This is a genomic window from Pseudomonas cannabina (assembly GCF_900100365.1).
Classification (GTDB): Bacteria; Pseudomonadota; Gammaproteobacteria; order Pseudomonadales; family Pseudomonadaceae; genus Aquipseudomonas; species Aquipseudomonas cannabina.
Genome location: NZ_FNKU01000001.1, coordinates 3,735,414 through 3,746,441 on the forward strand (window position 1 = coordinate 3,735,414; position 11,028 = coordinate 3,746,441).

Consider the following 11,028-nt stretch of genomic DNA (forward strand, 5'->3'; position numbering starts at 1 on the left):
GTCCGGCCCGCCTCGGTTAGCGTGTGCGTGTCGATCCGGCTTCGCGCGGCGGCGACCTGCGCCATTGCGGCAGGCCAATCAGCACCACACCGCTGATGATCACCACCATCGCCATGCACTCTTCAACACCAATAATCTCGCCCGCAAACACCACCCCCAGCATCACCGCCACTGCCGGATTGACATAGGCATAGCTAGTGGCAGCCGCCGGGCGCACATTCTTTAGCAGGTACATGTAAGCACTGAACGCGACGATGGAGCCAAACACCACCAGATACAGCAGCGCGCCCCAGCCCGCCGCCGTCGGCATGTGCGTCAGGCGCTCGCCACTGAGTGCGCTGCCGATCAGCAGCGTCGCCCCGGCAGTCAGCATCTCGGCAGCACTCGCCATCGGTCCTTTGGGCAGCGGCATATGCTTGCTCAAGACCGAGCCGAACGCCCATGACGCAGCAGCAAAAATCACCAACGCCGCACCGTAGGGGCTGGATTGCAGGTTGGAACCGAGATTCAACAGGCCGATGCCGATCAGGCCCAGCACAATCCCCGCCCATTCAAGGTTTGTGGTGCGATTGCCCCAGAACAGGCCGAAAAGCAAGGTAAACAGCGGCATGGTCGCCACCGCCAACGCTGTAACGCCCGAAGCGACACCCGCATGCTCGGCCAGCGTCACGCCGCCATTGCCGCACGCCAGCAGCAGGAAACCGATCACGAACGCAGCTTTCCACTCGGCCCAGGTCGGCGCAGGCACGCCACGAAAACGCAAAAAGCCATACATCAGGCACCCGGCAATCATGAAACGCACGCCAGCCATCATCAACGGCGGCCATGACTCAACGCCAATGCGGATCACCAGATAGGTAGACCCCCAGATCAGATACAACGCCAGAAAGGCACCGATGAGCAATGGCGAAATACGAAGTGACTGCGGCATGGTCAGGCTCTGGGATCATTATTATGGTTGACCTATTGTATGAAGGCCAAAAGCGGATATTAAGCAGAAAACCCTGTTTAATCCGCTCCATAACTTTTGAATCAATGCTTGTCAGGCACCATGACCTTTTATTTGAAAATCATTCACTGCGCTGTGAGAGGCACCCCATGACACTGGATAAATACGACCGGATTCTGCTCGATGAGCTGTTGAAAAACGGCCGGGCTTCTTTTGCGCAACTGGCTAAACAGGTCAACTTGTCCGCCCCGGCGGTAGCCGAACGGGTCGCCAAGCTGGAAGCCAGTGGCGTGATCACTGGCTACGAAGCCAAGGTTGATCTGTCGAAAGTCGGTTTGCCGATCCAGTGCATCATCGAACTGCGCATGGGCAGTCACGGCAATCAGCAGGCGTACAAAGAATTGTGGAAGATTCCCGAACTGATCCAGTGCTACCGGGTAACGGGCGACCCATGCGTGATCATGCGGGCGGCAGTTGATTCGATGCCGCATCTGGAGGACCTGATCAACCGGATCGCGAAGTTCGGTTTCAGCAAGACATCAATCGTGCTTTCCACCGCAGTCGAACGCAGCCTGCCGTCCGATTACCTGACGAGGCAAGAGAAGCCCGAAATCAAAAACCGCGCTGACGCTTGAGGGTTTCGCTGATTTTGGCGGCGGGGACTTTCTGCAGCGAGCACAGCATCTGGTGGGAAATACCGGCAATACCGTGGGTATTGCGCAGTTCGTTGGTCAGGTACGCCGTCAGGTTGGCGGCCATTTCCGCATCGGCCATGGCCCGGTGAGCCTTGCCGGTGTTGGGCAGGCGCGCATAGCTGGTCAGCGTGCCGAGCTTGTGATTCGGGGCGCCGGGCATCAGGCGGCGGGCCAGCAGCATGGAACAGGCGAAGCTCTGTTCGCGTTTGCGCTGGATACGGGAGAGTTCGTAATCCCAGAATTTCTGGTCGAACGAGGCATTGTGCGCCACCAGCGGCGTCGCGCCGACGAAGTCCGCCACATCACCCATCACCCGCTCGGCACTGGGCGCGGTGCGAATCATGTTGTTGCTGATCCCGGTCAACCCTTCGATGAACGCCGGGATTCGTACACCGGCATTCATCAAGCTTTGAAAGCGCTCGACGATACGCCCCTGCTCCATGATCACCACCGCAATCTCGGTCGCCCGGCAGCTGTGGTTCGGAGAGATTCCGGTGGTTTCAAAGTCGATGACTGCAATACGTTCCAACACTGGCCTGGTCCTATGAATTCATTTCAGCAACAACGCGCCTTCGATGGGCACATACCGGCTGGCCGCACGGATCAACGAGTTCGCGGTCAGCCCCGGCACCCCGTAGGCCACCGCTTCGACGCCGTGTTTGCTGATCACGCGTTCGAGCAGCATATCGAAGTCGCCATCACCTGACGCCAGCACTATTTCGTCGACTTGCGGCGCGAAGTCCATGATGTCGATGGTGATGCCCACATCCCAGTCGCCTTTGGCCGAGCCGTCGCTGCGCTGAATGTAAGGCTTGAGCCTGACAGTGAAGCCCAGATTGCGCAGGATCTGCTGGAACTGCTGCTGCTTGCTGTCGCCCCGGTCGATGGCGTACGCAAAGGCGTGAACAATCTCGCCGCGCTTACTGATATCCGCCCACAGTGCGGCGTAATTGAAATGACAGCCATGCGCCTGGCGCACGGTGTAGTACAGGTTCTGCACGTCGGCGAACACCGCAATCTTCTTCACCGCAATTCCTCATGGCGGGCAATGCCCACTGGTTACAGCGATCCGGAATGTGAATCGGCGACCAGTATGCCAGCTTGAGAAAGGAAGTGAGCTTCAACTATCGTGCGACGCTCCGCGTCGCATGCATTTCTGGACGCTCCGCGTCCGGTCTCAAGTATGCGGCGCAGCGCAGACCTGTGACGCGGAGCGTCACCCAGGGCATTCCCACACTGGAGCGAGCGGAACGATCATCGCCGTCTCAAACGAACGAATCGTCATCCGAAAACAGGTCACCGCCATCATCGAAGCTGTCATCGGCCGTGAACTGCTGATCCGGCTGGCCCCAGTTGCCTTGATCATTGAACGAGCCGGTGTCCTGCACGGGCGGCGCGTCATGAATGACTTCGACAATCTCCTGCGGCTGGCTGTGATGGCTGAACATACTGCTGATACCTTCGGCCAACAGCACGCCACCCGCGACACCGGCCGCTGTCTTCAATGCGCCGCCAAGGAAACCGCTACCGGCAGCAGGCGCGGCATACCCGCCCTGTGGCGCTGCGGGTGCAGGCGCTGGATTGAACCCGCCGCCATCACGCCAGCCGCCGGTAGCCTGACTCGGTTGCGATTGAGGTGCACGCGCGGTGCTGCCGCCAAAAATATTCGACAAAAACCCGCCACTGGCTGGTGCCGATGAGGATTGCCCCTTGGCTTGCTGAAGCTCGGCCTGCAATTGCTGAATCTGCTCGTCGCGCTGTTTGACCTGCTGATTCAGCTGATTGACCGCGGCTTCCTGCACCAGAATCGCCTGCGTCATGTAATACGGCGCGGCGGGCTGGCGAGCCAGATGTTCCTTGATACGCGCCTCGGCCGCCGCATCGCGCGGGGCCGATGCCGCTTCGGCATCTTTCAGTTTCGAAAAAAGACCGTCGATCAGGGTTTGCTCTTCGCTGTTCATGACCACCTCACTGAGTTGCCACTTAACTTCTTCCCTGCCGCGATGACAGGACCATGCTCAGGAAATGGGGCCTCCTCCACGCGCTTCAATGACATGAAAAAAAAGATAACCAGCCGCGCCGCCGCACGCCCGCTGCGCTTGGTTCGGCCAGGGTCATGGGCTAAAGTGGCGACCTGCTTTTAGCCTGTGATCTATCCACATGAACCCGTTGACCGTCATCCAGGATTCGCTCTACTTTTTCCGCCGCCACCTAGGCGGCATTCTGGTGCTGTGCCTGCCGCTGGTGATTCTCGAAGTCCTCGCCAAGCAAGCCTTGAGCAGCGCCATGTCCGCCGAAACCTCACCGGCCTACACCCTGGTGATCGGGTTGTTCTTCTACCCGATCTACACCGCCGCGCTGATCCTGTTTCTCGACGCCCGCAGCCGCGGCGAAGAGGCGCAAACCCGCGACCTGCTGGCCATGGCCTTGCTCCTGTGGCCAACTTTCGCGGTGCTCTCGGCCATGAGCACCCTGCTGATCATGTTCGGTCTCTCGCTGCTCGTCGTCCCCGGCCTCTGGGTGATGGTCAAACTGGCGTTCAGCGAATACTTGCTGGTCCTGCGCAAACTCACACCGTTCATGGCCATGCGCGAAAGCATGCAGATGACCAACGGGCATTTCACGCGCATTCTGGTCTGCGTACTGGGCGTCTACATTCCGCTGTGGCTGCTCGAAGGCGTCAGCCTGTACGTGTTTCCCGAACCACAGAGCCTGCCGGTTTCGGTGGCCATCGACAGCCTCAGCAGCTTTCTGCAACTGTTCACCACCATCGTGATGTTTCGCTTGTTCATGCTGGTCAGCGAGCCTGTGCACAGGGCCTGAGTCATAGGCAAGGGCTGACGTCAGACGCACCGATTCGGTATGCTCGACGCCGAATCCCTCACCGAGCGCCAGGCGCTCCAAGTCGAGCCGATGCCCCGTGTCCTGATACGTCTGACTTTGTCCTTTCTGCTGTTGATCGTCGTGTTGCTGGTGCTGGTTTACCAGATGACCTAGCGCCCGCCCGCGCACGAGTTACTCGCCGCCACCTGTAACCCGGCGGTTCAGGCCCCGAAGCTGGTGCCCGGCCAGGCCCTGAAAGTCATGACCTGGAACATTCAGTATCTGGCGGGCAAGCGCTACGTGTTCTGGTACGACATGGCCGACGGCAGCGGCCCGGACGAACGCTCGACGCCTGAGGACCTGGCCTACAACCTGGATGAAGTCGCCCGGGTGATCCGCGATGAACAGCCGGACATCGTGCTGCTTCAAGGCGTCGATGACGGTGCCAAAAACTCTGATTATCAGGACCAGTTGAAGCTGCTCGAGGAGCGCCTGATCGACCTCTACCCGTGCAGCACCCAGGCGTTCTACTGGAAAGCGGAATTCGTGCCCAACCCGCATATCTGGGGCAGCGTCGGCAGAAAACTCGCCACCCTCAGCCGCTTCCACATCGACAGCGCCGAACGCCTGCAACTGCCGGTGCCCGACGCCAACCTCGTCAGCCGTCAGTTTCAGCCTCGGAATGCCCTGCTGGTCAGCTATCTGCCCCTGCGCGACGGAGGAAAACTGGCCGTCATCAATACCAGCCTGACCACCACAAAACGCGACGGCGCCGCGCAAAAGCAGATCGCCGCCACCGAAACACTACTGGACAAACTGGAAGGCGGCGGCACCCCCTGGCTGATCGGCGGCGACTTCAACCTGCTGCCGCTGGGCCAGTACCAGCGCCTCCCCGAACCGCAGCGCCTCGGTTATGCAGCCGACAGCGAGCTGCACAAGCTGTGGGAAAAATACCCGATGATCCCCTCCAATGCAGAGTCCAGCGGCATTGATCGCAGCAAATGGCTGACCCGCTTTCCCAACGACAGCCGCATCAACGGGCCGGACAGGACAGTGGATTATCTGTTTTACAGCCCGGCCTTGAAGCGCGTCAGCGCAAGAGTGCGCAGGGATGACACGCTGCTGATATCTGATCACTTGCCGGTGATCGGGCGGTTTTTGTTGCCGGTTTTGCCTTGAAACGTTAACAGGCAGTACGACGTTTGCAGCATGCATACAAAAACTGCGAAGAACGGTAGTACCGCTATCCGTCCAGGACCAGAGACAGGTCCGGGTAACGGGCGCACATGAAATCGACAAACGCACGGACCTTTGGAGCCGCCAGGCGCCTGGACGTGTGCAGGACCCAGAGCGCCGGCTCGACACCCAACACCGTGCCCCACTGAACCAGCTCACCCTGGGCAAGCTGTTTCCATGCAATGGACTGTGGAATGAGAGCGGCACCACCCCCGGCGATGGCAGCGTCGCGGACCATCAGCAACGAAGGGAACTGCAGCTTCGGGAGAGGCTCCAGAACCAGCGCCCCGTCATCAAGCGTCCAGTAAACAGGCTGGAAACTCGACGTGACGATGCCGGGGACTGACCGGATCGAGCACGGCGACGGCTTGATCACCTCAGGCGCGGCGACCACCACCATCCGGTCCTTTGCGAAGCAGCGCCCGACCAGATTGCTGTCCTGACTCGGGTTGATCCGAATGGCGACGTCAAATTGCTCTTCAACAAGGTCCACCATACGGTCTTCCGCTACGACTTCGATCACGACTTCAGGGTAGGCCGCACAAAAATCAGCGCCGATGCGGCCCATCGCAAGCTGAGAAAACAAAATGGGGGCGGCGACACGCAGACGTCCACGCGGCGTCAGAACACCCTCCCTCGCCGCGACCATTGCGTCAGCCACCTCGCTCAGAGGGCCTTCCGCGCGTGACACCAGCAACTCGCCGGCTTCGGTGAGTTTCAGCCCGCGAGCGCTGCGCTCGATCAGCCTGACGCCCAGTTGATTTTCAAGGTCGGCGATGCGGCGCGACAACGTGGCTTTGGAAATACCGCTCGCACGGCTCGCCTTTCCAAGCCCCTCGTTGGTTGCGACAAGCATGAAGTCGATCAGCGCGTTGAGGTTCATGGTGTTCCATTTATGAAACGAGGTGTCTGAATTTTGTGGTCTTCGTTTTATTAGTGCAACGGAATACTTTCTCTTCAGCGGAACGCACTCACACCGTTTTATAGACGGACCAGATTGTTGCGGCCGTTATTCGCTGCTCCCTCACTCTTTCATACCGGAGTTTCAACTATGAGCATTCTTGTTATTGGTGCCACGGGCACTATTGGCGCCCTCGTCACCCAACGCCTTGCTGACGCAGGTGCCGAAGTCAAAGCCCTGGTACGCCAGGCCGGTAAACGTGAATTCCCTGCGGGTGTCACTGAAATCGTTGGCGACCTGACCGATGTAGCGTCGATGCGCGTTGCCTTGTCGTCGGTGCGCACGTTGTTCCTGCTCAACGCAGTAACGCCTGACGAAGTGACCCAGGCGCTCATCACGCTTAACCTCGCTCGCGAAGCGGGCATTGAGCAGATCGTTTACCTGTCGGTGATTCATGCCGATACGTTCACCAACGTCCCGCACTTCACCGGCAAGTACGCGGTCGAGCGCATGATCGAGCGTCTCGATATTCCGGCAACGATTCTGCGTCCCGCTTACTTCATGCAGAACGACCGCATGGTCCAACAGACCATTCAGAACTACTCGGTATACCCGATGCCGATCGGTTCGGTCGGCGTTTCGATGATTGATACACGCGATATCGCAGATGTCGCCGTTGCAGAGTTACTGCGACGTGACAAGGCATCGTCTGCACTGGACCGCGTGACGCTGGAGTTGGTGGGGCCGCAGGCGCTTACCGGTGCATCGGTAGCCAGGGTCTGGAGTTCGGCTCTGGGTCGCGAGGTCGCTTACGGGGGTGATGATGTCGCCGCTTTCGAAGCGCAACTGGCCTCATACGCCCCCAATTGGCTGGCTTATGACATGCGCTTGATGATGGCGGGCATCCAGACCTTTGGCATGCAGTCAGTTGACGGAACCGTCGAAAAGCTCCAGACCCTCATCGGACACCCGCTGCGCACTTACGAAGCATTTGTGCACGAGGCAGTCGCCAACGTTTGAACGGGCAAGCCAGACAGGGTGGAGTCGACTCCGTTAGTGCACTGCACACGCCAACGGTAATAAGCGAAGCCTTGTCCCCTGCCAGGAATTTAGCGTACCTGGCCTTGTCACAATTTCCGTGGCAGGAGTAATCTCGCCAGCGGTCGACTCACCCCCATCACAGGAGAAGCGTGTGACCTCCAGACAATCCTTATTGAATCATGTCGCCAAAACGCTCGATACTCGGCCCGATTTCCCTTGGAGTAAATTTCCGGATTATGCCGTTCTTCGGCATGCTGGCTCCGAGAAGTGGTTTGGAATAGTGATGAACGTCCCGAAAGAAAAACTCGGGCTCAAAGGCGAGGGAGAGCTTGATATTCTGGATGTGAAATGTCGTCCGGAAAAAGCCGGCTCACTGCGTCAAATGGAAGGAATTTACCCTGGCTATCACATGAACAAAGAGCACTGGATCAGCGTAGCGCTGGACGGCTCGGTGCCAGCCAAACATATACATGAGCTTATTCAGGATAGCCATGATCTGACCAGATAGCAGGAAGCCGGGCAATACAGGCGTATGCCCGGACGCGTAGCGCTGACGGTATGATCATTGGCTCGGAAATCTGTCCAGATTAGTCGGCCTTGAATACCTTGGTGAGCTGACCAGGCGCCAACCATCTGAATGTCGTCCTCGCGCAGCCAATGTGACAAAACAGTTTGAACCGTTTCTGGACGCGCTCGCCTAATGATTAGCCTGCGGATACTTCCATAGGCTGCGTGCCAATATCGGCATACTTCAAAGGGTGATGAACGTGGCTAAAGACGAAAAGAAAAGCAAAGGTGAAGCCTCGAAAGCCAGCAAGGACTTGAAAGACAAAAAGGCCTCCCCGGAAAAGAAATCAGCAGCAGCCTCGACGCTTTCTAAATCCTCCGAAAAGAAAGACAAGAAAAAAGATGCTGAGCCAAAGAAAACTGCAAAAAAAGCTGACAGCAAGCCAGAAAAGGCCAAGAAGTCAGACAAGGTAGAGAAAGCAGAAAAGCCGGCGAAAAAGAAAAAGTGATGTCTGCTGCCTGCCAGGGCGTTACGCCCTGGCGTCTTCCGGGTCTGTTGCCCCGAGTCTGTTGCCCCGGGTCTGTTGCCATAGATATCCAACATCATGCGTTTGCTATTGCCAATGCTGACTTGAGCGGCACCCTGAACACCTGAAGTTTCAACGTTACTTCGGAGCCACTGCCAAAGGTGCCACAACGCTCGGTGTGCGGCTGACGCGTGTGAACCAGACGTTTGACAAAAACACCGCGACGCAGACCGCGGTCACCAGAAATGGAACCCAGAACGTGTGCCAGGCGGACAACATGAACTCGGCGGCGAGTGCAATGACAGGCACGCAAGGCGTCAGAATCGAGACTCGCCCTCCTCCCAGTTGCTGGATTGAATACTGAAGGCTGAACACCGGGATCAATACCGAAACGACGGCCAGTCCGACTAACTGGAACAACATCTGTGTATCAAGCGTAAACAGTTGGACAAGCCCTTCCCTGCCGACCCATCCGGTAACGAGCATCAGCAGAAAAAACCGCGTACAGAGGATATCCATGGCGCTGTACTGCTTGCCAAGGTTAAGACGTCCCGAACAATACACATAAACACCACCGGTAATCCCTGCCACTGTTGCCAGCGCAATGCCCTCATACAGACGTTCGACGCTGACCATCGCAGTCGCCCCTAGAAGCACGCGAACGATCACCAGCCCCAAAAGTGAGGCAAGTATCAACAGCGCGCCTATCCAGCGGAAACGACTGATCGGCGTCTTCAAGGCGATGGCTTCGCAGATCAATACAACCAACGGCATCCACCCTTGATAAATCGCCGACTCGACGGAAGCTTCTATTCGTTGAAGGGCCATGAACATGAACCACCAGCTGAACAGCGTCAGGACATTGATCAATACCACCGCACGCCATTTCTCTCGCAGAAGACGAAGCGGATCATGACCTCGCAGCAAATGAACGATATAGAACGTCGCCCATGCCATCAGAAAAGTGATGAATGTCAGTGTCGCACCGCTGATGCGAGAGAACGCAAACATTACCCACACTGCTGAAAGGGCAGTCGACAGGCAGTACACCGCCATGCTGAAAGCCCCAAGATACCCTGCGTTCATGATCCCTCCCGGTGCGCGATTCTGGTAGTCAACACGTTGTTCATCCAACCCTTAAAGTGCTTCGACCTGGGTGGGCTGATAACCCTGAAGCGCATCGAAATCCGCACGTAGAGACTTGGGATCAAGGTTATAGAACGTCAGAATTCCCGCGTTATCCGCCAGTGATTTCGAATCAACCACCATGCCGGGAGACACTTTCCACTCAATGACGAATTCACTGGAAATCGGCGGATTGTTCAAATGGCTTATCTTGCCCTTGCGCAAAGGCAACAATGCGGACACGACATTGTTTTTCGAATGCGGCTGGATGGTGTTCAGTTTTTCAGAGCCTGCCGTCAGGTAAAGGTTGGCGTCGATCAGATTGATGTCACTGTTTTTCTCGTGGTAAGGCACACCGATACCACCCGGAACTCGCGCGGCTATTTCAAGAAAAACAGGTTCGCCACTCTCATGATCGACAAAGACTTCGTGATGCGTCGAGCCGTTACGAAAATTCAACGACGCAATCACATCCCGGTTGAATGCCTCCAGACGGGACTTCAGCGCCGGGTCGAGTACAGGAATGACGCTCAGCGGTTTACCCTGAACAAAGTCAAAGTTGGTGCAGCCCAGTTCAAGCACGCCGCAGTACCTGACTTCGCCGTCTACAACGAACGAATCGCACTGGAACATCTGCCCATTGATGAACTCGTCGACCTCGTATTCAAAGTGAAACAGCGAAGCCGTTATCTGGTCGCGAGTCGCCAGAAAACCGGATTTGTCGTGAACGATGGAAACTTCAAAGCTGCCGGCAGAGTTCACAGGTTTGATCACCAGTGGCAACCCGAAAGCAGCACACAGCTCGGTGTAATAGCCATCGGGATCTTGCGTCAGACGTGCCTGGTCCAGCTTTGCAAACGCCGGGATACGAATGCCTTTGCTGCTGACCGCACCTTTCATACGTACTTTGTCACGGAAGTTTGATACGACGTCCAGAGTGTCGCCTTCAATACCGAACTCTTCTCTGAGCAGCGCAGCCAACTCGACATGGCATTCTTCCTGGCAGAAAATCCTGATCGCCGACGAATCTCCCCCGAGCCTGCGCAACTCGTCACTGACAACAAGACGGCACTGTTCATGGTCCAGCAGTGTACGAATGTTGCGATGCGGATCGCCGTCGGCACGAATAACCACCGACATATGCGACTCGATCTTGTCGAGCAAGACATCCGCACGATCGGCGACCAGTACCGTTCTGCACGTGTCATGCAGCGTTTTCAAGGC

At 57.3% G+C, this 11,028-nt stretch carries 12 protein-coding genes and 1 pseudogene; 6 read left to right on the top strand and 7 right to left on the bottom strand.

All coding sequences use genetic code 11. From position 1 onward, the window contains the following. Positions 1 to 16 precede the first annotated feature (16 nt). Positions 17 to 931: a drug/metabolite exporter YedA gene (gene yedA, locus BLT55_RS17545; protein WP_007252495.1), complete on the bottom strand. Its 915-nt coding sequence runs from the start codon at positions 929 to 931 to the stop codon at positions 17 to 19. A gap of 167 nt (positions 932 to 1,098) precedes the next feature. Here yedA and BLT55_RS17550 point away from each other — a divergent pair, with 167 nt between their 5' ends. Further along, the gene (locus BLT55_RS17550; protein WP_007252496.1) at positions 1,099 to 1,584 is read left to right on the top strand and encodes an Lrp/AsnC family transcriptional regulator; all 486 of its coding nucleotides are present in this window, start codon (positions 1,099 to 1,101) and stop codon (positions 1,582 to 1,584) included. Here BLT55_RS17550 and BLT55_RS17555 read toward each other — a convergent pair. From BLT55_RS17555 to BLT55_RS17570, 3 genes are all read right to left on the bottom strand, one after another. Next, positions 1,562 to 2,173 (bottom strand): 3'-5' exonuclease, encoded by a 612-nt coding sequence (locus tag BLT55_RS17555; RefSeq protein ID WP_007252497.1) that lies wholly within the window; start codon positions 2,171 to 2,173, stop codon positions 1,562 to 1,564. The two genes, BLT55_RS17550 and BLT55_RS17555, sit on opposite strands and share 23 nt — an antisense overlap. A 21-nt stretch (positions 2,174 to 2,194) precedes the next feature. Continuing rightward, positions 2,195 to 2,671: an NYN domain-containing protein gene (locus BLT55_RS17560; RefSeq protein WP_003313837.1), complete on the bottom strand. Its 477-nt coding sequence runs from the start codon at positions 2,669 to 2,671 to the stop codon at positions 2,195 to 2,197. Between the two features lie 238 nt (positions 2,672 to 2,909). Beyond that, positions 2,910 to 3,605 carry a DUF2076 domain-containing protein gene (locus BLT55_RS17570; RefSeq protein ID WP_054999831.1) on the bottom strand — a complete coding sequence of 232 codons (696 nt, stop codon included), beginning with the start codon at positions 3,603 to 3,605 and terminating at the stop codon, positions 2,910 to 2,912. A 199-nt stretch (positions 3,606 to 3,804) separates the two neighbouring features. On the opposite strand from BLT55_RS17570, the gene BLT55_RS17575 reads away from it, so the two are divergent. Continuing rightward, positions 3,805 to 4,467 carry a YciC family protein gene (locus BLT55_RS17575; RefSeq protein ID WP_054999830.1) on the top strand — a complete coding sequence of 221 codons (663 nt, stop codon included), beginning with the start codon at positions 3,805 to 3,807 and terminating at the stop codon, positions 4,465 to 4,467. 39 nt (positions 4,468 to 4,506) lie between these two features. Further along, positions 4,507 to 5,646 (top strand): annotated as a pseudogene (locus BLT55_RS17580) (endonuclease/exonuclease/phosphatase family protein). A 64-nt stretch (positions 5,647 to 5,710) separates the two neighbouring features. Here the strand turns inward: BLT55_RS17580 and BLT55_RS17585 are convergent. Continuing rightward, positions 5,711 to 6,586 (bottom strand): LysR family transcriptional regulator, encoded by an 876-nt coding sequence (locus BLT55_RS17585; protein WP_054999828.1) that lies wholly within the window; start codon positions 6,584 to 6,586, stop codon positions 5,711 to 5,713. 168 nt (positions 6,587 to 6,754) lie between these two features. On the opposite strand from BLT55_RS17585, the gene BLT55_RS17590 reads away from it, so the two are divergent. From BLT55_RS17590 to BLT55_RS17600, 3 genes are all read left to right on the top strand, one after another. After that, a complete protein-coding gene (locus tag BLT55_RS17590; RefSeq protein WP_054999827.1) occupies positions 6,755 to 7,624 on the top strand; it encodes an NmrA/HSCARG family protein in 870 nt (289 codons plus the stop codon). A gap of 172 nt (positions 7,625 to 7,796) precedes the next feature. Then, a complete protein-coding gene (locus BLT55_RS17595) occupies positions 7,797 to 8,153 on the top strand; it encodes an MmcQ/YjbR family DNA-binding protein (protein WP_054999826.1) in 357 nt (118 codons plus the stop codon). Positions 8,154 to 8,403: 250 nt separating this feature from the next. After that, positions 8,404 to 8,661, top strand: coding sequence for a hypothetical protein (locus tag BLT55_RS17600; RefSeq protein WP_042914133.1), 258 nt, complete (start codon positions 8,404 to 8,406; stop codon positions 8,659 to 8,661). Between the two features lie 156 nt (positions 8,662 to 8,817). Here BLT55_RS17600 and BLT55_RS17605 read toward each other — a convergent pair whose 3' ends face one another. Then, complete coding sequence (locus BLT55_RS17605) at positions 8,818 to 9,813, bottom strand: DMT family transporter (RefSeq protein WP_223862755.1); 996 nt, start codon at positions 9,811 to 9,813, stop codon at positions 8,818 to 8,820. A gap of 3 nt (positions 9,814 to 9,816) precedes the next feature. Beyond that, positions 9,817 to 11,025 (bottom strand): ATP-grasp domain-containing protein, encoded by a 1,209-nt coding sequence (locus BLT55_RS17610; protein WP_223862754.1) that lies wholly within the window; start codon positions 11,023 to 11,025, stop codon positions 9,817 to 9,819. Positions 11,026 to 11,028 lie beyond the last annotated feature (3 nt).